The 25,206-nt window shown below is 44.5% G+C and carries 23 protein-coding genes; 22 read left to right on the plus strand and 1 reads right to left on the minus strand.

What is annotated here, in order from left to right; genetic code table 11:
- Positions 1 to 34 precede the first annotated feature (34 nt).
- From ACOV1R_RS08020 to ACOV1R_RS08080, 13 genes are all read left to right on the plus strand, one after another.
- Positions 35 to 166 (plus strand): hypothetical protein, encoded by a 132-nt coding sequence (locus ACOV1R_RS08020; protein WP_015379812.1) that lies wholly within the window; start codon positions 35 to 37, stop codon positions 164 to 166.
- A 189-nt stretch (positions 167 to 355) separates the two neighbouring features.
- Positions 356 to 796: a DUF1934 domain-containing protein gene (locus tag ACOV1R_RS08025; RefSeq protein WP_003642040.1), complete on the plus strand. Its 441-nt coding sequence runs from the start codon at positions 356 to 358 to the stop codon at positions 794 to 796.
- 44 nt (positions 797 to 840) lie between these two features.
- A complete protein-coding gene (gene rpoE / locus ACOV1R_RS08030) occupies positions 841 to 1,449 on the plus strand; it encodes a DNA-directed RNA polymerase subunit delta (protein WP_003642041.1) in 609 nt (202 codons plus the stop codon).
- A gap of 172 nt (positions 1,450 to 1,621) precedes the next feature.
- The gene (locus ACOV1R_RS08035; RefSeq protein ID WP_003642042.1) at positions 1,622 to 3,235 is read left to right on the plus strand and encodes a CTP synthase; all 1,614 of its coding nucleotides are present in this window, start codon (positions 1,622 to 1,624) and stop codon (positions 3,233 to 3,235) included.
- 466 nt (positions 3,236 to 3,701) lie between these two features.
- Positions 3,702 to 4,973, plus strand: a complete 1,272-nt coding sequence (serS, locus tag ACOV1R_RS08040) for a serine--tRNA ligase (RefSeq protein WP_015379813.1) — start codon at positions 3,702 to 3,704, stop codon at positions 4,971 to 4,973.
- A gap of 351 nt (positions 4,974 to 5,324) precedes the next feature.
- Positions 5,325 to 6,605 carry an aromatic amino acid transport family protein gene (locus tag ACOV1R_RS08045; RefSeq protein ID WP_217203187.1) on the plus strand — a complete coding sequence of 427 codons (1,281 nt, stop codon included), beginning with the start codon at positions 5,325 to 5,327 and terminating at the stop codon, positions 6,603 to 6,605.
- Between the two features lie 369 nt (positions 6,606 to 6,974).
- On the plus strand, positions 6,975 to 7,628 hold the full coding sequence (sdaAB, locus tag ACOV1R_RS08050) for an L-serine ammonia-lyase, iron-sulfur-dependent subunit beta (protein WP_003646512.1): 654 nt from the start codon (positions 6,975 to 6,977) through the stop codon (positions 7,626 to 7,628).
- A gap of 18 nt (positions 7,629 to 7,646) precedes the next feature.
- On the plus strand, positions 7,647 to 8,546 hold the full coding sequence (gene sdaAA / locus ACOV1R_RS08055) for an L-serine ammonia-lyase, iron-sulfur-dependent, subunit alpha (RefSeq protein WP_128485161.1): 900 nt from the start codon (positions 7,647 to 7,649) through the stop codon (positions 8,544 to 8,546).
- A 150-nt stretch (positions 8,547 to 8,696) separates the two neighbouring features.
- Positions 8,697 to 9,425, plus strand: coding sequence for a helix-turn-helix transcriptional regulator (locus ACOV1R_RS08060; protein WP_003643839.1), 729 nt, complete (start codon positions 8,697 to 8,699; stop codon positions 9,423 to 9,425).
- A gap of 581 nt (positions 9,426 to 10,006) precedes the next feature.
- Complete coding sequence (locus ACOV1R_RS08065; RefSeq protein ID WP_003643840.1) at positions 10,007 to 10,201, plus strand: hypothetical protein; 195 nt, start codon at positions 10,007 to 10,009, stop codon at positions 10,199 to 10,201.
- Between the two features lie 542 nt (positions 10,202 to 10,743).
- Positions 10,744 to 12,024, plus strand: coding sequence for a UDP-N-acetylglucosamine 1-carboxyvinyltransferase (locus tag ACOV1R_RS08070; protein ID WP_003642050.1), 1,281 nt, complete (start codon positions 10,744 to 10,746; stop codon positions 12,022 to 12,024).
- A 29-nt stretch (positions 12,025 to 12,053) separates the two neighbouring features.
- Positions 12,054 to 13,346 carry a transcription termination factor Rho gene (gene rho / locus ACOV1R_RS08075; RefSeq protein ID WP_003642051.1) on the plus strand — a complete coding sequence of 431 codons (1,293 nt, stop codon included), beginning with the start codon at positions 12,054 to 12,056 and terminating at the stop codon, positions 13,344 to 13,346.
- Between the two features lie 126 nt (positions 13,347 to 13,472).
- A complete protein-coding gene (locus ACOV1R_RS08080; RefSeq protein WP_003637671.1) occupies positions 13,473 to 13,718 on the plus strand; it encodes a type B 50S ribosomal protein L31 in 246 nt (81 codons plus the stop codon).
- A gap of 132 nt (positions 13,719 to 13,850) precedes the next feature.
- Here ACOV1R_RS08080 and ACOV1R_RS08085 read toward each other — a convergent pair whose 3' ends face one another.
- The gene (locus tag ACOV1R_RS08085; RefSeq protein ID WP_003642052.1) at positions 13,851 to 14,987 is read right to left on the minus strand and encodes a hypothetical protein; all 1,137 of its coding nucleotides are present in this window, start codon (positions 14,985 to 14,987) and stop codon (positions 13,851 to 13,853) included.
- A 198-nt stretch (positions 14,988 to 15,185) separates the two neighbouring features.
- On the opposite strand from ACOV1R_RS08085, the gene ACOV1R_RS08090 reads away from it, so the two are divergent.
- The 9 genes from ACOV1R_RS08090 (at position 15,186) to ACOV1R_RS08130 (ending at position 25,193) form a co-directional block, all read left to right on the plus strand.
- Positions 15,186 to 15,890 (plus strand): class A sortase, encoded by a 705-nt coding sequence (locus ACOV1R_RS08090; RefSeq protein WP_003642053.1) that lies wholly within the window; start codon positions 15,186 to 15,188, stop codon positions 15,888 to 15,890.
- Positions 15,891 to 15,998: 108 nt separating this feature from the next.
- Complete coding sequence (locus ACOV1R_RS08095; protein ID WP_003642054.1) at positions 15,999 to 16,559, plus strand: LemA family protein; 561 nt, start codon at positions 15,999 to 16,001, stop codon at positions 16,557 to 16,559.
- An 11-nt stretch (positions 16,560 to 16,570) separates the two neighbouring features.
- Positions 16,571 to 17,470, plus strand: coding sequence for a zinc metalloprotease HtpX (gene htpX, locus ACOV1R_RS08100; RefSeq protein ID WP_015379818.1), 900 nt, complete (start codon positions 16,571 to 16,573; stop codon positions 17,468 to 17,470).
- A gap of 60 nt (positions 17,471 to 17,530) precedes the next feature.
- Complete coding sequence (locus ACOV1R_RS08105) at positions 17,531 to 18,319, plus strand: hypothetical protein (RefSeq protein WP_003642056.1); 789 nt, start codon at positions 17,531 to 17,533, stop codon at positions 18,317 to 18,319.
- Between the two features lie 221 nt (positions 18,320 to 18,540).
- Positions 18,541 to 19,929 (plus strand): UDP-N-acetylmuramoyl-tripeptide--D-alanyl-D-alanine ligase, encoded by a 1,389-nt coding sequence (locus tag ACOV1R_RS08110; protein WP_003643844.1) that lies wholly within the window; start codon positions 18,541 to 18,543, stop codon positions 19,927 to 19,929.
- A 254-nt stretch (positions 19,930 to 20,183) separates the two neighbouring features.
- Positions 20,184 to 21,770 carry a DEAD/DEAH box helicase gene (locus ACOV1R_RS08115; RefSeq protein ID WP_015379820.1) on the plus strand — a complete coding sequence of 529 codons (1,587 nt, stop codon included), beginning with the start codon at positions 20,184 to 20,186 and terminating at the stop codon, positions 21,768 to 21,770.
- A gap of 1,132 nt (positions 21,771 to 22,902) precedes the next feature.
- A complete protein-coding gene (acpS, locus tag ACOV1R_RS08120; protein ID WP_003642061.1) occupies positions 22,903 to 23,265 on the plus strand; it encodes a holo-ACP synthase in 363 nt (120 codons plus the stop codon).
- On the plus strand, positions 23,265 to 24,392 hold the full coding sequence (gene alr / locus ACOV1R_RS08125) for an alanine racemase (RefSeq protein WP_003642062.1): 1,128 nt from the start codon (positions 23,265 to 23,267) through the stop codon (positions 24,390 to 24,392). Before acpS ends, alr begins: the two co-directional genes overlap by 1 nt.
- Before the next feature lie 408 nt (positions 24,393 to 24,800).
- Positions 24,801 to 25,193: a type II toxin-antitoxin system PemK/MazF family toxin gene (locus ACOV1R_RS08130; RefSeq protein ID WP_003637688.1), complete on the plus strand. Its 393-nt coding sequence runs from the start codon at positions 24,801 to 24,803 to the stop codon at positions 25,191 to 25,193.
- The last annotated feature ends 13 nt before the right edge of the window (positions 25,194 to 25,206 follow it).

Consider the following 25,206-nt stretch of genomic DNA (forward strand, 5'->3'; position numbering starts at 1 on the left):
TAATCTGTAGCATACCATCATAGGATAATGAAACGTGCAAGTTAGTTGGCTTTTTGTTCGTCAGCAACGTGCGGCCTATTTCGACCTCCGGGGCTGGGGGACAATTGTTGGAACACAGCCGACTCAAAAAGTTTACGCGGGTTCGAACTTTTTCCAGCAGATCTAAGCTGACCGCTTTTAGTCCTATTTTTAGTTATTTTGGCATGAATGGCTTATAATTAAACAGGAAGTTTTACGATGGGCGTGATGGGAGTCGCGCGGTCGTGAACGCTGAAAAGGATATAGCGAGTGTGGTAACACGGTGATCGTAGACGGGCGTTCAGCGTGTGATTTTGAAATATTAGGAGGTCCAAATATGGATGATTTAACAACTGGTGTGCCAGTGGCGATTCATTTAGAGACGCAGGCGCGGCAAGATGACGATACGGCGAACTATGCACTGGATGTCGATGGTCAATTGGTTCAGATGGGTGACGCGTTTTATTTACGGTATAAGGAAGTTAACGATGATGCGCCAGAACCGATTCCAGTGACGATTAAGCTGGCAGCTAATGGGGACGTCGTGTTGACGCGGAGTGCGGAGAACCGACTTCGGTTGCACTTTTCCAATGGTAAACGGGTGCGTGCTCATTATCAAACGCCTATGGGGATGCTACCTGTTGAAACGGTGACGCCGATGTTACGAGTACGGCTACGTGAACGGCCATTTTCAGGTGAGGTGAACGTTGATTACGATTTATACGCGGGTGAGCAGCTACTTGGTAACTACAAGTTGCGATTGCAATTCACGGCCTAATTTGGTATTATGTACTATAAACTGTGGAAAGGACGTGCACCAGTTTGGAACTAAAACAATTTGATGGACAAAAAAAGTCCGAATTATCTTTAATCGAGGTTGCTCACGCGATCTTATCACAACATGGTGATGTGATGGCTTTTGCCGACTTGACCAACGCTGTGCAATCATATTTAGGTAAAAGCGACGAAGAAATTCGGGAGCGTTTATCACAATTTTATACCGATCTTAATATCGATGGTAGTTTCATTTCGCTCGGTGACAATATGTGGGGCCTGCGTGCATGGTACCCATTTGAATCCATTGACGAAGCCGTTATTCATACGGACGATGACGAAGATGAGGATCGGCCAAAGCGCAAGAAGCGTAAGAAGGTTAACGCCTTCTTGGCCGATGCCGGGGATGATGACGACGTGATCGATTACGATGACGATGATCCCGAAGATGACGATAACTACGATGACGATGATGATCAGGACGACGATACTGATGATTCAGCAAGCAGCAAGTACGATGAACTTGCGGGTGTTGATGACACAGACGACGATGTTGCTGATGAAACGTTGCCAGACGGTATCGAGGGTCAATTATCAGAGTTAAATGATGACGATGATGATGACGACTACGATGACGAAGACGACGAATCGAAATAAGCTTTTCAAGATTTTTCCTTGACGAAAAGGGAATCTCCTTGTATTATCTTATTTGGGCTCTCTGGTAGAAATACCTGAGACAAACGATCGTATTAGCTCCCTATTTCTGCTGAAATAGGGAGCTTTCTTTATTTATACCACCCCACGAAATAAATCTTTAAGGAGTTATCACATGACCAAATATATTTTTGTAACTGGTGGCGTTGTGTCATCCATTGGTAAAGGTATCGTCGCTGCTTCGCTAGGGCGTTTATTGAAGAACCGGGGCTTAAAGGTCACGATTCAAAAGTTTGATCCCTATATCAACGTTGATCCTGGTACGATGAGTCCTTATCAACACGGTGAAGTCTTCGTGACCGATGATGGGACCGAAACTGACTTAGACCTTGGACATTATGAACGGTTTATCGACATTAACCTTAATAAATATTCAAATGTTACCACCGGTAAAATTTATTCAGAAGTTCTGCAAAAGGAACGGCGGGGCGATTATTTAGGCGCCACGGTGCAAGTGATTCCGCATATCACGAACGCTATCAAGGAAAAAATCATGCGTGCGGGTACGACGACGGATTCCGATATCGTGATTACTGAAATCGGTGGGACGGTCGGTGATATCGAATCCTTGCCATTTATTGAAGCGCTACGGCAAATGAAGAGTGATTTAGGTTCCGACAATGTTTTCTATATCCATACCACATTGATCCCATATTTACGGGCAGCTGGTGAAATGAAGACGAAGCCAACGCAACATTCTGTTAAGGAATTGCGGAGTTATGGGATTCAGCCGAACATGTTAGTTGTCCGGACTGAACAACCAATTACGCGGGAAATGCGGAATAAGATTGCGTCCTTCTGTGACGTGGAACCAGAAGCAGTCATTGAATCCTTAGACGTTAAGACGATTTATTCAATTCCGTTGAATGTTCAGAAACAAAACATGGACCAAATCGTCCTTGACCATTTTGATGTACAGGCACCTAAGGCCGACATGAGTGAATGGATTGACTTAGAACATCATGTTCAGAACTTATCACGGACCATCAAGATTGCGCTAGTCGGAAAATACGTCGCTTTACAGGATGCTTATATCTCAGTAACGGAAGCATTGAAGCATGCTGGCTATACGGATGATGCCGACATTGATTTGAAGAAGATTTCTGCTGAAGATGTTACGCCAGAAAATGTCGAAGAACTACTCGGCGATGCTGACGGAATCTTAGTTCCTGGTGGCTTTGGTGATCGGGGAATTGAAGGTAAGATTACGGCAATCAAGTATGCCCGTGAAAACGACGTGCCATTCTTAGGTATCTGCTTGGGAATGCAAATGGCCAGTGTCGAATTTGCACGTAACGTACTTGGATTGAAGGATGCTAACTCTGCTGAAATCGATCCGAAGACGCCGGACAATATTATTGATTTGATGGCCGACCAAGAAGACGTTGAAGACATGGGTGGAACGCAACGTTTAGGCGCTTACCCTTGCAAGCTGAAGCCGGGAACTGTGGCGGCTAAAGCTTATCACAATGAAGAAGTTGTGATGGAACGTCATCGCCACCGTTATGAATTCAATAATAAGTATCGTGAAGCAATGGCTGCTAAGGGCATGGTCTTCTCCGGAACTTCGCCTGACAACCGGCTCGTCGAAGTGATTGAATTACCAAAGAAGCGCTTCTTCGTGGCCTCACAATATCATCCAGAATTCTTATCACGGCCTAACCGTCCAGAAGGGTTATTCAAGGCATTCATCGATGCCGCTAACCAGACTGGTAAAGTGAAGGCATAAATTTAGTACGGTAGAATTAAGAATAAAGCACGCCAGCGAATTGTTGGTGTGCTTTTTTTGTTGGGCGGCCACGGGCTTGATTAGGTCACCGATATTCACAGTGACAACTGGTGTTGCGAAAATACATGGTAACAATAAATGGTTCTCTTGATAATAGAAAAATAAAATGATAATAAAAAACTATTGACAATAAATGGCGGGAGGTCTAGATTATAAGTGTAAATTGAAAGCGCAAACATAATGGGTTAGTAGTTAATCTGGTTATTTAGAAAGCCAACGGTTGCTGAAAGTTGGTTGATTGGACTGATGAATCCGCCATTTAGCGTTTGACTTCATTTTTAAGAGGTCGCGGTGAGACGATATACTCGTAGAGCAGTAAATTGGGTGGTACCACGTTGATAAAAAACGTCCCATAGTCTTTTAGGTGAAGACTATGGGACGTTTTAATTTTAAGGAGGCTTTTCGTATGTTAAATCCAAAGTTTGTTCGTAATAACCCAGAACTTGTTAAGACTAAGCTCCAGACTCGGAAGGTTGATCCGGCTGAGGTTGATGAATACTTACAGTTAGACCAACAAAACCGGGATGCAATTACCAAGGTTGAAGGATTGAAGAAACAGAAAAACCAGTTGACGGAACAAATTGGGCAAAGTGATCCGCAATCGGAAGCGGGCCAAGCCCTCATTCAACAAGTCAAACAGCTGAATGGTGATATTAAGAGTACGGAAGCGGCCCAAACGGAAGTAAACGATCGGCTTCATTACTTAGCGATTCGCTTCCCGAATTTACCTGCCGATGATGTACCAGTCGGTCCTGACGAAGATAGCAATGTTGAGATGCGTAAGCACGGCGATATTCCAACGTTTGATTTTAAACCTAAGGCGCACTGGGAATTGGGCGAAAGCTTAGGAATCTTGGATTTTGACCGGGCAGCAAAAGTCGCGGGCGCGCGCTTTGTTTATTATAAGGATGCGGGTGCACTCTTAGAACGGGCGGTTTACAGCTTTATGCTAGATCTGCACACACAAAAGCAAGGGTACCATGAAATTATTCCGCCATACTTGGTGAACGCTCAGACAATGTATGGAACTGGGCAATTTCCGAAGTTCAAAGAAGACGTCTACACGGTTGAATCTTCAGGAATGACGTTGATCCCGACGGCTGAAGTACCGCTGACCAATTACTATGCGAATGAAATCTTATCTGAAGATCAATTGCCAACGTACTTCACGGCGATGACGCCTTGTTATCGCTCCGAAGCTGGGAGTGCGGGGCGTGATACCCGGGGCTTGATTCGTATGCACCAATTTCACAAAGTCGAGATGGTCAAGTACTGTAAACCTGAGAATTCATACGATGAGCTCGAAAAATTAACGGATAATGCCGAAGAAGTGTTGCGCGAATTAGGGCTTGCATACCATGTTATTAAGCTTTCAACGGGGGATACTGGTTTCTCATCAGCCAAGACCTATGATGTGGAAGTATGGATGCCAGAACAAGGCATTTATCGGGAAATCAGTTCATGCTCTAACTGCTTGGACTTCCAAGCACGGCGGGCGATGATTCGTTACCGGAAAGCTGATGGGACGGTCGATTACGTCCATACGTTGAATGGTTCTGGACTTGCTGTTGGCCGGACGGTAGCTGCGATTTTGGAAAATTATCAACAAGCCGATGGCACGGTTAAGATTCCTAAGGTGCTCCAACCTTACATGCATGGTATGACAGAGATAAAATAAAATTATTATGAGAATAAATTATTATTCAAATAATTCATTTGAATGTTAAACTTAATATCACTAGGATTGAGATGGATACAGGCTAGGACTGTTATGATAATCTCAGTCCTTTTTAATTTGGTGTTAAAAATACTTAATTTTTATAATCGAAATCACATGAACGGTAATTGTCGCCGTGATAATATTTTATCATGAAGAAAAGGTTTTCACGGCACTAAAGTGATGTTTATCACAAAGTGGCGTTTTACAACGAGTCGAGACGTTAAATCTAATGGGAGGGTTATTCATGCAGGTTATGTTAGCACATTCTCTGGTGTGACCAGAACAACGTTATAAAAAGGAGATTTAAAAATGACAAATATATTTAAGGGTTGGAGAAAAAATGATGCTTTTTGGATGCTGAGTTTGTTCGGAACGGCGATTGGGGCCGGCGTGCTATTCTTACCGATTGGAGTTGGCACGGCAGGTATTCTTGGTATCATCATGATACTTATTTTGGCTTTGCCAACCACATTTTTTGCTCACAGGGGCCTGAGTAGGTTTGTCTTGTCGGCTAAAAATGATGGTGATGACATTACTGATGTTGTTGAACAACATTTTGGCTTTAAGATTGGATTGCTTTTTACCATTATTTATTTCTTCTCCATTTATCCAATCTTATTAGTTTATTCTGTTTCTATTACGAATACTGTATCGAAATTTATTACCGACCAAATGCACATGCAAACACCACCTCGTTGGCTGTTGTCGCTAGTACTTGTTGGGATTCTCATTGGAATTGCTCGCTTTGGTACCTCTTTGATTACCAAAGTTATGAGTGGCCTGGCCTTTCCATTTATTATTGTAATCGTTCTGTTTTCCTTTTATCTTATTCCGCATTGGAACGGCGCAATCCTCTCAACATTTTCCAGTTCTGTATCTGGGGGACATTTGGTTGGCACTTTAGGAAACTTGTGGTTACTTATTCCTGTTATGATCTTTTCGTTTAACCATTCTCCGATCATCTCTTCATTTTCCGTTGCCGAACGTAAAGAATATAGTGGGGAAGGTAAGGACAAAGTCGATAAAAAGATTTCGACAATTCTATTGTCGGCCGAAACGTTGATGGTCATTGTCGCAATGTTCTTTGTTATTAGTTGTACATTGGCGTTGACTCCAGACCAAATCCTTGAAGCTAAAAATGAAAATGTTTCAATCCTTGATTACGTTGCGACTGCTTTCAATAATCCAATTATTAAATATGTTTCTCCCGTAATTGCTTTTATTGCAATCGCCAAGTCCTTTTTAGGACATTATCTAGGAACGAGTGAAGGCTTACGTGGGATTATTCGTAAGATGGAAGAAAAATCTAACAAGACGCTTTCAAGTCGAACTGTTTCGACAATTGTTGATCTTGTTCTGCTACTAAGTGCCTGGATAGTTGCCTGGGTCAATCCTTCCATTATGGGAATGATTGAAACCATCATTGGACCAATCATTGCGTTTATCTTGTTCTTGATGCCAATGTATGCCATTCATAAAAGTCCTAAGTTACAGCAATATGCCGGCAAACACAGCAATGTCTTTGTTGTGGTAATTGGATTAATCGCAGTTAGTGGTATCCTGTTCAATATCATCAAATTGTTTATTTAGTAATCTGACTAAAATACGAGATGAATTCACATTGGTTAATATTATTGAAGCCAATTTTTGTCATAAATCTCGTTGCTAGTGTTATTGACGAGATTCGCATGACGGTGTTGGGGTTCGTGAGGGTCGCGAATCGAATGACCATACTGGAGGCTGGATTAATCACAACGGCGGAATTAATTCAGAAATGAAAGCTTTGATGCAACGGCTTTATGTTTTCTGATCAGTACAACTGTGGTGCTTGCTTGTGCCGTAACTTCAAGATTCATAAAGTTTCGAAACGATGTACTGACGATGAATGCGCAAAGAAGCGCTAGTTGCCCGTACCAAAGCTTAAGTTAACGTGATGATTCAAATAGGAGGATGACTAAAATGACGGTGAATTACAAGAGTGTTTTTGATATTATTGGCCCGATTATGATTGGACCTTCCAGTTCTCATACTGCGGGGGCGTGTGCGATTGGTCGAGCAGCGAATAGCATTTTTCAGGAGAAACCGACAGATATTGTCATTCATTACTATGAATCATTTGCGCAAACCCACAAGGGCCACGGAACGGACTATGCGATTATCAGTGGCATTCTTGGTTTTGATCCTGATGATAGCCGGGTTCCATATGCCATTGGTTTGGCCCGAGATCAGGGGATAAATATTACCTTTATCGAAGAGCCTGGTGATAGCCCAATCAACCACCCGAACACTGCCATCATTGACTTAAAAAATGATGATAAGCAAGTGACGGTCGCTGGATGTTCAATCGGGGGTGGAACCATCGAAATTCGTGAAATCAAGATGGATGGTTTTGATGTTAAACCCAAAGGGCCACTTCCTATCTTGTTAGTTCAAGGTGGTGAGAATGACCATCAGCACGTAACCAAACAGTTGGCTGATCTGACTAAAGTAAACGACCAGCAGCAGTACAAGACGGCTCGGGGCAATTTATATGAATATGATTTGGATCGCCGCCTCAAACAGGATGAAATCAAAAAATTAGCGCAGGGACACGCAAATTTAGTTTACTTATAATCAGGGAGGTCAGTTATGATGTACATGAGCGTAGCAGAACTGGTAACAGCGGCCAAGGAGACCAAGAAGCCGATCTACGAATTAATGATTGAACAAGAGATGGAAACATCGCAAACGAGTCGTGAAGAAATCTGGCACACGATGGGCCGGAATCTAGACGTCATGGAAGCAGCTGTTAATAAAGGGGCTGCGGGCGACGGGGTCTATTCAACAACTGGTTTAACTGGTGGTGAAGCTGTTCTCTTGAAAAAGTATCGTCAAAAAGGGCACACTTTATCCGGCGATACGATGATGCAAGCTGTTCAGAACGCAATCTCAACCAATGAAGTTAATGCTTCGATGGGAGTCGTTTGTGCGACACCAACGGCTGGATCGACGGGGACACTACCTGGTGTGATTTTCACGCTGAAGGGCCGAATGAACCTCAACCGTGACCAGATGATCCAATTTCTATTTACCGCTGGCGCTTTTGGGATGGTCATAGCTAATAATGCTGGGATTGCTGGTGCGACTGGCGGTTGCCAAGCTGAAGTTGGTAGCGCTTCTGCGATGGGCGCTGCGGCCGCGGTTGAAGTTGCTGGTGGGACGCCTGAAAAAAGTGCTGAGGCTTTGGCGATGGCAATCAGTAACTTGATGGGATTAGTGTGTGATCCCGTTGCTGGGTTAGTTGAACTACCGTGTGTTAAACGGAATGCGATTGGGGTCGGTAATGCGTTGATTGCGGCTGACATGGCTTTGGCTGGCTGCACGAACAAGATTCCAGCGGATGAAGTCATTGCAGCGATGGATAAAGTCGGTAAGGGCTTGCCAAAGGCACTTCGGGAAACTGGACTGGGTGGCTTAGCGGCGACGCCAACCGGTATTCGGATGAAGGAAAAGATTTTTGGACGATCGACTAATTCACAAGTTCATGCATAAAAATGTCGCAGAAAGATGATGAGCTGACTAAAGGCGGTATCATCTTTTTTAATTAGATGTTTATATCGTTACATGTATTAACATTTTATCAGTGTGATAAAATAATATTAAGTCATAACGTTGTAAAAAAATAGTGAGGTGAGTGCCGTTATGCAAAAACCATTAACAGCTGAGCAAGAATACGTGCGCGAGTTTATTCCGTTTGTTGATTTTTTAGCAGATATCTTAGGCCCCAGTAGTGAAGTTGTCCTGAACGACTTGTTGGATTTAAACCACTCCGTTGTGGCAATTCGTAATTCCCACATATCACATCGACAAGTTGGCGATCCTGCAACTGACTTAGCGTTGCGAACGATGAAGGCCGGTAAAGCTGAAAAGCGTGATTATCTAGCCAACTACAAGGGTGTTTCGCAAGGAAAGCACTCACTACGATCGTCAACTTATTTTTTGCGATTAGATGGTGAAATCGTCGGGATGATTTGTATTAATACGGATGATAGTGCCCTAGACGATCTGCAGGAACAAGTATTGAAGGTAATGGCGAGTTACAAACATTTGAACTCACCAACGATTAATCAACTCAAAGGAACACCAGCTAATGAGAAGGCCCATGACACGCCGGTCGCGCCGGAACATCTAACCACTTCTATCACTGATTTAGCTCGGGAAGTGACCCAGGCTGTCTGTGCTAAGTATGGCGTCTCTGTTGAATATTTAAAGCAAAATGAAAAATTAGAAATCGTTCGTAGCTTATACCACCAAGGTTACTTCCTATTGAAGGATTCAGTTAGTGAAGCCGCCAAAGTGCTCAAAGTCTCTGATCCGAGTGTTTATCGTTATTTGCAGACCGTCAAAGATGAGGATCTCCAGCAGGATTAAACGATGTAATTGTAAGCGATTAACGTCATGAAACCCTGTCAAAATTTAGTTCAGCCATAGTGGCGAAACTGTGAGGAAGCTACTCTGAGTTCCTGGACAGGTAAGAATCATGGTCACCACCGTAAAAATGCGGCAGCCAACACAACCAGTTTGTGTGCGGGCTGCCGCATTTTAAGTAGTTAAATAAACTGAGCAATCAAATCCCCCGTTGTTCAGTGGTGGCTGGTCGCAATTGGTGTGGCGATTAGTGCCAGGGGAGCGTGTGTTTTTATGTGATTCAGGTTGGAACGTAGCCCCTTTTTATGATAATTTGGTTAGAATGACATCTTTGAGGATGTCAGTGGGAATTTTCTAGGTCTTATCAAAAGGGGGATTAAAGATTTTATTAATTTGGTTATCAACTGATTATCATCATAATAAATCTCATGCAATTTTCATTAGCTGACAGCGAGTTGAAAGGCTGATGTAGCGGGGGTCAATTGCGATTATTATCAATTATCAAAGATTATCAAATCGTATCATGGACCGTTGATTGGCGCATTATATGGTATTATGGTGAATAATAAATGGAGGTGATGCCAATGTTGACACCGAACGAAATTCGACGCCGGTTACGACGCGATTTGGTTACAATTGCCGAAGCTTATCAGATTGGCTTTGAGAGCCGTTTATACACGGAAGCCGAGTATGAAAACTTAAAGCAGACGTTATTGCAGTTGCGTGAACTTAATATGAAACCCCAACATATGGAACAGCTACTTGCGATTAACGGGTAACGGAATGTTGCTAAATTAAATAAGGAAGTGATTAGTCATGAATGCTGATAGTCCATCAGGTTCAATTCAGTCCAGAGAGTGCTAATGCCAGTGAAATTTATCACGCGCATTAGCACTCTTCTATTTTTCTAGCGGGCGGTGTGTTAATAATCATTTAGGACTTGAGTAGGATTAAAATAGGTCGCTTAGTTGAATTATTATTCGGTATCACGTCGTTCCCAATCATCGTATGGAGTACATAGTATGACAGTAGTAAAATCGGTGGCCAATCGTGGCGTTAATTACGTGACAATGTTAACTGTTGATGTCAGAATGAATTGTACAGCATCGCACGTCTTGGTGGCACCTTAAATTACGCAGATTTAGCTTAATTATCTTACAAAATCGTTCATGAAAGCGTTTGAATTAGTCGAGTTAATGATTTTATTGCGTAAAAAGATTACAGTTTCCTGATATTGGTTGTATTTTTGACGGACATTCTTTATTATGGTTAATGATTGTATGATACAGTGTGACACTTATTTAGCGAGGAAAGTTATGTTATGAAAAAAATGATAATCCATGGCGGAAAACGACTTTCTGGGGAATTAACGATCGGTGGCGCAAAAAATAGTACCGTCGCACTGATTCCTGCTGCGATTCTTGCAGACACTCCGGTCCAATTCGATACGGTTCCGCACATCTTAGACGTTCACAACTTACGGCTCATCTTAGAGTCGATGAACGTCCATTCCACTTTTGAAAATGATGTTCTAACAATTGATCCAACAAATATTGAAGAATCTGAATTACCAAGTCATGCCATTAAAAGCTTGCGAGCTTCTTACTACTTTATGGGGGCCTTACTCGGTCGTTTTAACCGTGCAACGGTGACTTTCCCTGGTGGTGATAATATTGGTCCACGACCAATTGATCAGCATATCAAGGGTTTTAAGGCGCTCGGCGCTAACGTCGTTGAAGAGAATGACTCTGTCTTTATCTCAACGGGCACAGAGGGCCTTCACGGAGCGCGCATCTTTTTAGACGTGGTTTCCGTTGGGGCGACGATCAACATTATTTTGGCTGCCGTCAAAGCTCATGGTACGACCACGATTGAAAATGCGGCTAAAGAGCCTGAAATCATTGATTTAGCGACTTTTTTGAATAATATGGGCGCTAAAATTCGGGGTGCTGGTACCGACGTAATTCGAATCGAAGGCGTTCCGGCACTGCATTCGCGGGCAACCCATACGATTATTCCTGATCGGATTGAGACGGGAACGTATCTATCCCTGGCTGCTTCGATTGGGGACGGTATTTTGCTAAAGAATGTGATCCCTGAACATATGGAGTCATTCACGGCAAAACTAGTCGAAATGGGTGTCGATTTACAGATTAATGAAGATAGTATTTACGTCCCACGGTCCAATGATTTGGACCCAATTCGGGTTAAAACAATGACTTACCCAGGCTTTGCCACTGATTTGCAACAACCAATCACCCCATTATTATTGCGTGCTAACGGTAGTAGCGTGGTGATTGATACGATTTATCCGCAACGCACGCAACACGTTGAACAGTTACGTAAGATGGGGGCGGACATTCGCGTTCAAGATAACTTGATTGTCGTGGGTCATTCTTCCCACTTACAAGGTGCACATGTCGAGGCCGGTGAGATTCGGTCTGGGGCGGCACTAATGATTGCTGGTCTCGCGGCTAGTGGCGTTACGGAAATTAGTCGCGCTGACAATATTCTACGTGGCTATGATCGGGTCATCGATAAATTGCATACACTTGGTGCGGATGTGGAAATTGCAGCCGACGAAGAAGTTCCCGAAAACTAACGATGTACAGCTAAGAAAGAACAGTGGTTATGGAAAAAATTTTAACAATGCACGATCTCGAGCAGAAAACGTTAAAAGAAATTTATAACTATGCTCGTGAGTATAAAATTTCTTATTATTCGCAAATGAATAAAAAGGAACTCTCATTAGCCGTTCTCCGTGAGCAGGATAAAAAGCGGGGCTTTGTACAAATGGAAGGCGTCTTGGAAATTATTAGCCAAGAGGGCTATGGCTTTTTGCGGCCAATTAATTATGGGCCTTCGCAGGAAGATATTTATATTTCTCAGTCGCAGATTCATCGCTTTGGTCTTCGTAACGGAGACTATGTGGCTGGTCAAGCCCGGCCACCGCGACCTAACGAACGGTATTACGGTTTAATGCGGGTAGGGACGGTTAACGGTAAGGATCCTAATGAGGCCAAGCAACGGCCCCATTTTCCAGCGTTAACACCACTTTATCCACAAAAACAAATTAAGTTATCGACAACGGCCGCCGTTTTAGCGACCCGTTTGATTGATACTTTTGTCCCGATTGGCTTCGGTCAACGGGGCTTAATTGTCGCACCTCCTAAAGCCGGTAAGACGACGCTGTTAAAGAATATTGCAAATGGCATCGTCGCCAATTATCCAGACGCTAAGCTGATTATGTTACTGATTGATGAACGGCCCGAAGAAGTGACTGATTTAGAGCGGTCAATCAAGGGAGAAGTGGTGAGTTCTACTTTTGATCAACAACCACAAAATCACGTGCGTGTTGCGGAATTGGTGCTTGAACGTGCGCGGCGCTTAGTTGAAGACAAACAGGATGTGATTATCTTATTGGATTCAATTACCCGGCTTACGCGGGCATATAATTTGGTTATCCCGTCTAGCGGGCGGACGTTGTCTGGTGGGGTCGATCCCACGGCGTTTTACAAGCCCAAGCGATTCTTCGGTTCAGCACGCAATATCGAGGAAGGTGGTAGCCTAACGATTTTAGGCACCGCGTTAGTCGATACGGGTAGCCGGATGGACGACATGATTTATGAAGAATTCAAAGGAACTGGCAACTCAGAATTGCAGCTATCCCGCGAGTTAGCTGAGCGGCGGGTCTTCCCGGCGCTAGACTTGAAGCAATCCAGTACGCGTAAAGAGGAATTGTTGGTTAGTCGTAAGAATTTGGAGCCAGTCTGGCAGATTCGTCGATCAATGACTGGCAACGCGTTAGAGTACACCGAACAGCTTTTACAATTTTTAAAACACACGAAGACCAACACTGAGTTTGTTCGTGATTTAGCTAGCTTAAAGTTCACTGGTCAATCAACCCGGCGGTCGCGTCGTTAATACTGGCAGGCGGGCTACTTTGTAGGTTGACGGGAAGCTGTGATTCGTGATAACATGTTTATCGTTGGTTAAAACTATGATAATCTCTGTTTCAGCAAATGATTCAGGGCAAAGGAGCGAAATACAATGCAAAAAGGAATTCATCCAGATTACCATTTAGTTGTGTTCCAAGACTCAACTACTGGTTTTAAGTTCATCTCTGGTTCAACAGCAACTTCAGCAGAAACTGTTGAATGGGAAGATGGTAATACTTACCCATTGATCCGTGTTGAAATTACGTCAGATTCACATCCATTCTACACTGGTAAGCAAAAGTTTACCAAGGCCGATGGTGCGGTCGATCGTTTCAACAAGAAATACGGTCTCAAATAAGCAGACAATTAAACGGCGTTCCGGCTTCGGCGGGGGCGTCTTTTTTGTATGTGCAAATCATCGACGCTCACAAACAAAGCCGCACCAGTTCGAGTAATGAACTGGTGCGGCTTTGTCTCACTTACGATATGATTAGTAGCGCATAATCGCGAGAGCAGCGGTTTCTACGGGCATCCGGTCTGCGGGGATGATTCGGATTTGCCCGTTCATGGCAATCACGACATCGACCAGGTCGTCAATTAAATTATCAGGAGCAGCAATTGGATCAGTTAATTGAACATCGGCCGCTGGTAAGGAGCCGGCGACATTCGCGTCTGCGGCGACAATCAAGGTGTCGATCCGCCCACTTAGTGCTGGCTTGATCATGTCAAAAGGATCGGCCAATGCTAACTGGCGGGACTTAGCCTGATCATAACGTTCTAGTAAAATGTCGGCTAATTGGGTATGCCACATCGTCTGAACGGGTTCTGTGGCTGTTTGCATTGCGCCCACCGTTAAGTTTTTCGGTGACTTATTGATCATGAGGTGTTGTGACAGGTACGGATTCTTGTTGACGGCACGGAAGACTGCCTGGTTATGTGGTAGTCCCATTAAGATCAATGGCCGTCGCGTCTTTTGTGAATGGGCCTGAACGTACTGCGCCACTTGTTGGTAATAATTTCGTTGGTCAATATCGCGTTCTTCGGCCTTCGCATTATGACCATGATAGTTGGCACCGTGAACGGGGCTGGCGTTGAAATTCAGATCACCGCCACGTTTTTCAGTGCCCAATGCTTCTGTCAGGGTGCGGGGGGCCTCAGCTGGCAAATCAAGTTCGACGAAACTGCCATCACGTTGGGCGTAGAGCGCCATGCTATCTTCATTGAGTGCTAGCAAGTCGAAGTCGAATTGATGCTGGCGGTCGGCTAGTACTGGGCGAATAGCTGGCATGCTATTGACGCTGACATGGTTGTCAGTGGGATATTGTAAGTCGAAAATGTGTAGGTCACGACTGTTAGTGATGATGCCCGTCTGAGGGCCAGTGTGCTGTAACCAGAAGGCGTTGTCATTAATTAATTGCTCTAGTTGCGTCGCGTATGGCGCAAATTCGGTTTTCGGAAAGTGGTGGGCCATCTGGGTTTCAGCTTCATTAACTAATTGTTTGAATTGTAAGCGGCGGCGATTGAGGTCGTTGAGCACAACGGCCGTGTTGAGGTAAATTGCAATGTATGGGCCATCCTCACGTTGTTGCATTAGTTGATTGAGATCGTTTTTTACCATCGTTTCCATAGGTCCAACCTGCTTTCTGTTTTTGATACAATTAGCATAACAAGAATCCGATTACGGACGCAAATATAATGATTATGATAAGCTATAGATAATTCTAACGAACTAAACGAATTCGGGGCTTTATTATGCGAACTAATTAAGGTATATTTACCATAGAACCTTTGATAAAGGGCGTAAACAAATTAGGAGGCGGGATTAATGAAGTCCAAGCAACATCCCGGGTTAAAGTGGTTAGGTCGGGGCGTTTTTGTCCTGCTGGTGCTAGTATCATTGGCATTAATTTTCAATGAACAGATCAAGAGCTGGTTAGTGAGTTCATACTCGCCGACCGTTACGGCTAAGACGGTTAAGCAGAATACGAAGAAGAAGAGCGATTTTAACTTCTCAAAGGTCAAGTCACTTGACTTTCAGACCGTTGCCAAGGCCCGCATGAATAAGAATGCAATCAACGTGATTGGCTCGATTGCGATTCCGTCCGTTGATTTGTACCTGCCAATCGGTAATGGTGTCAGCAATGAAACGTTAGCATTGGCGGCTGGCACGATGAAAGCTAATCAGAAGATGGGGCAGGGTAACTACGCGTTGGCTGGTCACCATATGATCAAGCATGGCGCACTATTCAGTCCGTTGTACTATAAGAGCAAGGTTGGCCAAATGATTTATGTGAGTGATGCCAAAAAGATTTATGCGTATAAGACGAGTCAGCGAACATTCATTAAAGCAACTGATGTCCAAGTAATTGATGATGTTCCTGGTCAGAAGCTGATTACCCTAATTACCTGTGATAAGACCGGGGCGGGTCGCTTAATGATTCGCGGTAAGTACGAACAGCAATGGTCGTTTAAGTCGGCGCCAACTCAGGTTCAGAAGGCCTTTACAAGTCATTTTAATAACAAATATTAACAATTATTACATTCTAGGGGTATCGATATCTTCTAACGGAATTTCACGGTACAATATAACTTAAGGTCACATGTCTCAGATAAGACATAATTTAGAGGGGGTCTATTGATGATAGCTTTAATTATCGTTGCGGTCGTATTGGTTTTGATCGCAATTTACGTGGTAATTTATAACGGTTTAGTTAAGTCACGGATGTATACGCAGGAAGCATGGAGCCAAATCGATGTTCAGCTAAAACGGCGGACTGATTTGATTCCTAATCTGGTCAATACGGTCAAAGGTTACGCGAAACATGAAAAGAGTACCTTAGCGGAAGTGATTTCATTACGGAATCAATTAACGCAAGTGCCGAGCGGTGATCACCAACAGGCTATGGCAGTTTCTGATCAATTGACAAATTCGTTGAAGAGTATTTTTGCGTTAGCTGAAAGCTACCCTGATTTGAAGGCTAATCAAGAATTCGGTAAGCTGATGGAAGAGTTGACCAATACAGAAAACAAGATTGCTTATTCACGGCAACTGTTCAACTCTAGCGCTGCCAGCTATAACATGAAGTTACAACAATTCCCGTCAAATATTATTGCTGGCATTCATCACTTCAAGAACGTTGAATTCTTAACTGTTCCTGAAGCAGAAAAAGCAGCACCCACGGTTTCATTTGAAGATTAGAGGTTATGCCCATGTTATTTGAGCAAATTGCCCGCAACAAGCGGCACACGTTATACGTGATGGCCGCTTTTGTCATATTACTTGCAGTGATTGGTTTAGCAGTTGGCTACGTGTTTTTTAATAGTGCGATTGCAGGGTTACTAGTAGCCTTGATTGCAGCGGTATTTTATATGGTATTAATGATTAGTCAGTCGACTGACATTGTCATGAGCATGAATCATGGACGTGAGCTGCATCAAGCTGACGATGATCCAGAGCTCTGGCACATTGTGGAAGACATGGCGTTGGTTGCTAAAGTACCGATGCCACGTGTCTTTATTATTGATGATGAGAGCCCCAATGCGTTTGCGACAGGAAATGACCCTGAGCATGCGGCAGTTGCAGTGACAATTGGTATTCAGGCACGATTAACGCGTGAAGAGATGGAAGGCGTCATTGGTCACGAGATGAGTCATGTGCGTAACTATGATATTCGGTTACAGACCATTGCCTTGGCTCTGACAGCGGCCGTCAGTTTGTTAGTCAATTGGGGTATGAACGCCTTTTGGTGGGGCGGTGGCCGGCGCAGTCGGGATAATGATCGTGACGGCAACGGTGCCCAGGTCTTACTAATGATCCTAGCGATTGTTGTCATTATTTTAGCGCCGCTAGCAGCTAGTTTAGTGCAGATGGCGCTATCCCGTAATCGCGAATACTTAGCGGATGCCGGCAGTGTGGAACTGACTCGTAATCCGTTGGGCTTAATCAGTGCACTTGAAAAAATCGATGACAGCCAACCCATGCAAGCGGCGGATCCTAGTAGCGCGGCCCTTTATATTTCTGATCCGTTTAAGGCGAAGAAATCATGGATGCACTTATTCGATACCCACCCACCGATGGCTGATCGCATCACTCGTTTAAAAAACATGTAATAAAAAAATGCGTTTAGGTTAATAACGGATTATAATGAAAACAAATAGAAAGTTGAAAGAGTGAGACGGTTGCAACGCAAATATATTTACGCCAATTTGGAAAAACTGGATAACCTTGTCTTTGCTTACGGGATCGACCAGAGCGACTTTGTGCATGGTATCAAGCGCTTGCCAGCTAACTTGGTCTCGTTAGTCGGTGTTGATGATAACGAGCATGCGGTAAATGCTCACACGGGTCTGAACGTCATTAATGATGAAAATGAAATTCGGCGATATTTGTTACAGAGTCACGCGTTACCCGTTAAGTGGCTTGATTATGATGAAGTTGGCGATTTGGATTTTCTAACCGCGACTGAGATTGCCGAGCTATTGTATCTCGGACATATGGATCGTCCAATTCGATCACCGTTTAATTACAAACTGCGCAACCACTACGTTTTCTTGGAACAACGCAATGGTGGTATCAAAGTGTACTTCTATTATATTTCCGCATTTAGCCATATTTTAAGTGCTGCCATTGTGCGGCACACTTTGGCAGCTTACCGTGGCCGGCGTATGTTTATGCGTTCACTGAGTGTTCCACGAGTACCTGAAGCGATTCTCAAGCAACTCGTTCAATTGATGCCAGATGGTTTGTTCATTTACTTTGATCAGTCAATGGTTCGGCAACGCCAATTATTGGTGCCGGTGCACACGGAGACGACAGGCAATGAAATCGAAGTTTTTGATCCCGCTCGTGGTGGAGAGAATCGGCGAACCCACCATGTCGCGACCCTTACTTTTAACTTGAATTCAGGCGTGTGGGACTTGCAAGTGCAGGACCAGGCTGCGTTCGAAGAACATTTATAGTATTATCATCTTAACGCTTGGCTGATCATTCAGCGGGCGTTTTTAAGTCGTTTGGGGCGGGATTTAGGGGCTAAATTGGTCTAGCCATAGAGTCCCTGGGGTCAAAGTGGTATAATTTTTATGCGCGTAGCTTGAATTGGGCTACGATTCGAGAAAGTGGAACCTTAGTCAGAACTTGGCTGACCGACAAGTGGTCGCCATGAATGGAGAGTTTAATCGATATGAAGATGCAAGTTGCCGAAATTGCTAAGGCCGTTCAAGCGGTCAATGCCGAACAGGCGTGGCCCGATGTTAATGTAACGGGTGTGGCGTTTGATAGCCGAAAGCTCCAAGCAGGGGATCTATTTATTCCGCTGATGGGCGCTAATGATGGTCATCAATATATTCAAAGTGCAATCGAGCACGGGGCCGTTGCTACCTTATGGGCCAGCGACCATGCCGACGACGTTCCAGAAGACTTACCTGTCATTATGGTTGCTGATACATTGACGGCACTACAGCAGCTGGGGCAATACTATTTACAAAAAATTAATCCGAAAGTCGTGGCTGTTACGGGTAGTAATGGTAAAACAACGACGAAGGATATGATTGCGAGTGTTTTGAGCACTCAGTTTAACGTGACAAAGACGCACGCCAACTTTAACAATCAGATTGGTGTGCCAGTGACGTTACTCAGTATGGAACCGAATACAGAAGTGGTCGTCGTTGAAATGGGGATGGACCATTTTGGCGAGTTGGATTTCTTGAGCCGTCTCGTTCAACCAGACGTTGCGGTGATTACCATGATTGGGGAAGCCCACATTGAGTTCTTTGGTACACGGGATCGAATTGCTGATGCCAAAATGGAAATTGTTCACGGCTTAAAAGAAGATGGCACGTTCATTTTTAATGGTGATGAACCACTGCTACAAGAACGTGCTAAGGAAGTCAGTCAGCATCAACGGACGTTTGGGTTGGATGATACGAACACCTTAGCAGGCAGTGATATCACGACTAGTCGGGCTCAAACGCAATTTAAGACGAGTCTGTGGCCGGACAACACGTACACAATTCCGATGATGGGTGCGTACAATGTCAATAATGCATTGGCGGCGCTCTTAGTAGCTGATACTTTTCACATTCGACCAGCCGCTGCGCAACAAGCAATCGCCAGTTTTGTGCCGACGGAGAACCGGACGGAATGGTTAACTGGTTACCGTGGAGAAGCCATCTTAAGTGATGTTTATAACTCTAATCCAACGGCAGCTCGACGGGTCCTAGCCGCTTTTGCGGCGGTACCTACTAAGGGTCAGCGAATCGCTGTACTCGGTGATATGCTTGAGTTGGGTGACCAGTCGGATGCACTACACATGAGTTTAGCCAGTGAATTGGATCCAGCCACGATTGCCAGCGTCTATTTGAATGGTGAACATATGCGAGCGTTGGCAGAAGTGCTACAAGAAAAGTACCCAGCCGGTGCGGTCCACTATTATCAAACGGATCAACAGCCCCAATTGATTGCCGACTTAACGGCGACGGTTAGTGCGGATGATCAGGTCTTATTGAAGGGGAGTCACGGGATTCACCTTGAAAAGGTTCTGACGGCGCTGGAAGCTGCTCCTGAAAAATAAAATTTAAGTGATTCGATTAAGCAGGCCCCTCGCAATGACTGGGTAATGGTGACGCTAACATTAGACTGATAATGTTGTTTCCCTTCCGGTATTGCTAGGGGCTTTGCTTGCTTATTTAGAATAACCGGTGTATGATAATTCAGTTGTACCATATGAAAGTCAGACCGTTGGCTTACATGACAGCGTCTTACGGGAAACGGATTTTTTCCTAGCTGGCAGTAATCCCATGGTGTCATCCTTAGGAGGAAACATATTTGAAGTTTACAGAACTAGGCTTATCCGATAGCCTACTTAAAGCAGTTAATCGGGCCGGATACGAAGAAGCGACCCCGATTCAAGCCGAAACCATTCCAATGGTTCTAGAAGGCAAAGATGTGATTGGTCAAGCACAAACCGGTACTGGGAAGACCGCCGCGTTTGCATTACCAATCTTACAACGCTTGGATTTTGACAACCATAACATTCAAGCATTAGTTGTTTCACCAACGCGTGAATTAGCAATCCAAACTCAGGAAGAAATCTTCCGCTTAGGTAAAGACGAACGGGCGAAAGTCCAAGTCGTTTACGGTGGTGCTGATATTCGGCGCCAAATCAGAAATCTGAAGCAAAACCCACAAGTAATCGTCGGAACTCCCGGCCGGTTGCTTGACCACATTCGCCGGGGCACGGTCAAGTTAGACCACGTCAAGATGTTAGTTCTTGATGAAGCTGACGAAATGTTAAACATGGGTTTCTTGGAAGATATCGAATCAATTATCAAACAAGTGCCGGATGAACGCCAAACTATGTTGTTCTCCGCAACGATGCCACCTGAAATCAAACGCATTGGTGTGCAGTTCATGAAGGAACCGCATCACGTTAAGATCAAATCAAAAGAAATGACTGCTGATACGGTCGATCAATATTACGTTAAAGCCAAAGAATTTGAAAAGTTCGATATTATGACCCGGTTGTTTGATGTTCAGGCACCTGAACTCACAATCGTGTTTGGTCGAACGAAACGTCGAGTTGACGAATTATCAAAGGGTCTCGAAGCACGTGGTTATAATGCCGCTGGGATTCATGGTGATTTGAGCCAACAACGTCGGACGCAAATCATGCGTCAATTCAAGGCTGGTAAATTGGATATTTTGGTTGCAACCGATGTGGCTGCTCGGGGACTTGATGTTTCTGGTGTGACCCACGTTTACAATTACGATATTCCACAGGATCCGGACAGTTATGTTCACCGGATTGGCCGTACTGGCCGTGCCGGACACAAGGGTGTTTCATTAACTTTTGTAACACCAAACGAAATGGAATATTTGCGGGTCATCGAAAAGTTGACCAAGAAGCGGATGTTACCATTGAAGCCACCAACTGAATCTGAAGCTTTTGCTGGCCAATTAGCTGCTGCAGAAGCGAATGTTGATTCGTTAGTTGCTAAGACTTCGACTGAAAAGTATGCTGATCAAGCTGCTGAATTATTACAAAAATACGATGCTACTGATCTAGTTGCTGCCTTGTTAAATGACTTAACCAAGGATGACTCGTCAGCGGTACCTGTTAAGATTACGCCAGAACGCCCATTACCTCGTCACAAAGGTGGCGGCGGTAACAACCGGCGTGGCGGATATCGTGGCGGTAATCGCAACCGCAATAACAGTCATGGCAATGGTCGTGGCGGTTATTCTCACAATGGTCGCAATCGCGACCGTGATCGTAACGGTGGCCGTGGCGATCGGAAGAGCAATGGTTATAAAGGTCGCAGTCGCGATGATAACCGGAGCAGCAACCGCAACCATGATGAAGGTCGCAAGCAAAGCAGCAAGCGGAGCTATACGATCCGCACCAATGATTAAAGTCAACGCACAAATTAAGTTGAATTAAATTAACTTTGCACAAAAGCCGAGCGCACGCTCGGCTTTTTTTATGCCCTACAATGTTAGAATACAAGTAGTCGGCAGATGTTCGTATGAATTATTGTTAAAACGTTCCAAACGCGTCAAGTCAAAGTCGGCCAGCTTAGGCCGCTGGAAAAAAGTCGAGTGAGCGTAAACATGTTTGGTTAGCGCGTCCTAAAACCGACCTCCAGGCATTTCTGCCAATTGCTGGAACGCGGTGGACACAGATTTAAGCCGCAGACCACGTCTTAAATACTGGTCTTCCACTAACCAAGCAAAGGACGCTTGCTAAGTGGAATTTCACCGCTGAGCATTGGCCGAAACGCCTTCCAGTCGGGACAGTGTTCGAATGGCGGACATGTGTGTACCCAACTTTTGGTGAATTCGTCATTGTTTTTCATAAACCATAATTTTGTCAATCAACTGTCAGACTGAAAGTGATATTGAGATAATTCACTAATTCTGAATCAAAATAGTAAGATTTAATCTCTCAACAAAGTGCTAGTGCACTTAACGCTTTGTTTAAAGTTCCAGTATCAAAATAGGCAACGATAGATTGTGCTAAGTTCGGTGCCACTAAAGCCTATGTTGGCTAGGCAATGCTCGGCTTCAACCTGTGGCCTCTCACAGGCTTGAGACTGGAGGGGATGGGTGACAATGCTCAGTAGCCAAGTTATTCTTAGGCGGAAGTGGGTTGCTTCCGGCTTAGAATAAGACTCGTATTTGAGATGACGCGGGTTGGGCGTTAGCTCAAATCGACGTCGGCTGCGTTCCAGCAATTGTCACCCAGCCCTGGAGGTCGGCATAGGACGCACAAGTGCTGACGAACAACAAACCAATTAAATTGGAACGTTTTAACAATAATTCATGCTGACATGAAAAGATTGCGTGTATGGGCCCNTGGAGGTCGGCATAGGACGCACAAGTGCTGACGAACAACAAACCAATTAAATTGGAACGTTTTAACAATAATTCATGCTGACATGAAAAGATTGCGTGTATGGGCCCTTTTATCGCGGCGGTAGCTGTGGTAAATTGGAAACATCAGCCTAAGTTGACGTGATAATAATGAGATAGAGGGGGTCACAGCGTGATTTATGGTACCGGCATTGATTTAACTGAGCTTAGTCGGATTGAAGCGATTCTAGCGAAGGGACTGAGATTGCCTGAAAAGATCTTAACACCGGCTGAGTTGGCGGTGTTTTCACGTTACCCGGTTAAACGCCAGATCGAGTTTATGGCAGGGCGTTTTTCAGCTAAGGAAGCATATAGTAAGGCATATGGCACGGGAATTGGTGCGGCAGTTGGATTTCAAGATATCGAAATTTTAGACAACGCCCAGGGTAAACCGGAAGTTACGCGCCACCCGTTTGATGGTCCAGCGTGGATTTCAATTTCACACACGGATACGTTAGTAATGACACAAGTTATATTGGAAAGAGGCAATTTGTGATGGTTGTAATTGGGGAGCACCGCCACACACAAGTCACAGTCGACTTGCAGGCAATTAAGACAAATATTAGTAATGAAATGGCGCAAAAGGATGAGTTGACCGAGTTATGGGCAGTCGTTAAAGCGAATGGTTATGGACATGGAATTATCCAAGTTGCTCAGGCTGCCAAAGAAGCCGGGGCGACCGGCTTTTGTGTTGCAATCCTGGATGAGGCCTTAGCGTTGCGGGCCGCTGGCTTTGCGGAACCCATCCTAGTACTTGGAATTACGGAACCGGAATACGCCCCACTGGTAGCTGAAAAGGATATTTCACTAGCTGTTGGAACGCAAGATTGGCTGACTACGGCCGCAGCAATTTTAGCGGCTAATCAAGTGACGACACCACTTCACGTTCATCTTGCATTAGATACGGGTATGGGACGAATCGGGTTTCAGACGCCCGAAGAATTGGCAACGGCGGTTACGACTTTGCGTCAACCGCAGTCACCATTTGACTTTGAAGGGATTTTTACGCATTTTGCAACGGCTGACCAGGCAGATGATACGTATTTTACCCATCAATTAAATAATTGGAAACACTTGATTGCAGTGGTGGATGAGCTACCACGCTATGTCCACGTGTCCAATTCGGCCACCAGTCTCTGGCATCAAGCTTGCAATGGCAACATGGTGCGCTTTGGGGTTGCACTCTATGGTCTAAATCCTTCTGGTCGCGAACTCAGCGCACCATACCCCTTGCAACCTGCGTTGTCGCTAACGGCACGCTTGACGTTTGTTAAACGCTTGGCTCGGGGCAAATCGGTCAGCTATGGTGCCACGTATACGGCCGCACAGGATGAATGGATTGGCACGGTGCCGATTGGGTATGCGGACGGCTATGAACGCCGATTACAAGGCTTCCATGTACTTGTTGATGGTGAGTTTTGCGAAATCGTCGGGCGGGTCTGCATGGACCAGCTGATGGTTCGTCTGCCACATGAAGTACCGGTTGGAGCTAAGGTAACTTTGGTTGGCACGGACGGTGCTCGTACCATTTCGTTGCAAGATATTGCTGACTATTGTGGGACAATTCATTATGAGATTGCTTGTGGGTTAGCACCACGAGTGCCGAGAGTTTATATAGATTAAGTTTTATCAGACGATAGGTTTGCGAAGATTGTCTCGTACAGGCTATGGTTACATGGTTGGTTATTGAGATTAAGCCAATAAAATGAGTGCCAGAGAAATTCTGGCGCTCATTTTTTAGAGTCTCCTATTTTATTGATGAGGGCTGTTAAGTTTTTTTCAGTGATTCGAGTGATTTATCGGCATCTAATTATAAGTTCGTTTATTTTTAAACATTGATGAAATCATCATTGGGCAGTCTTAATTAATCGGTCTGAAGTATTAGTTTTAACGGTGCTTAGCGATTAGTTCTTTGGATTAAATTGGTAAACGGTTGCTAAAAGTGAATGGTTCATGCTATTATGAGTAGCAAGATGGTTATATTGGGGTACTATCAGATACATTGGGTATCGAATAAAGGGAGATGAGGCGATGGCCGCAGCTGACATTAAGCGTGGTGACATCTTTTATGCAGATTTATCACCAGTCGTAGGCTCCGAACAAGGAGGCATGCGTCCAGTACTAATCGTGCAAAATAATGTCGGTAACCATTACAGTCCCACAGTGATTGTCGCGGCAATCACTGCTAAGGTTCAAAAAGCGAAGATGCCAACACATGTTAACATCAACGCTGCCCATACGGGGATTGAAAAAAATTCGGTTGTGTTGTTGGAGCAGATACGAACGATTGATAAGCAACGGCTTAAAGATCGCGTCACTCATTTGGATGATCAGACGATGCGCCGAGTTGATAATGCGTTACAGATTAGTATTGGGTTAGCTGATCGAACACGACGTCGGCCACAACGCACGTTTCAATCATAGTCAATCGATGGGG

Origin of the sequence: Lactiplantibacillus sp. YT640, from assembly GCF_049745435.1 — a bacterium.
Taxonomy (GTDB): Bacteria; Bacillota; Bacilli; order Lactobacillales; family Lactobacillaceae; genus Lactiplantibacillus; species Lactiplantibacillus plantarum.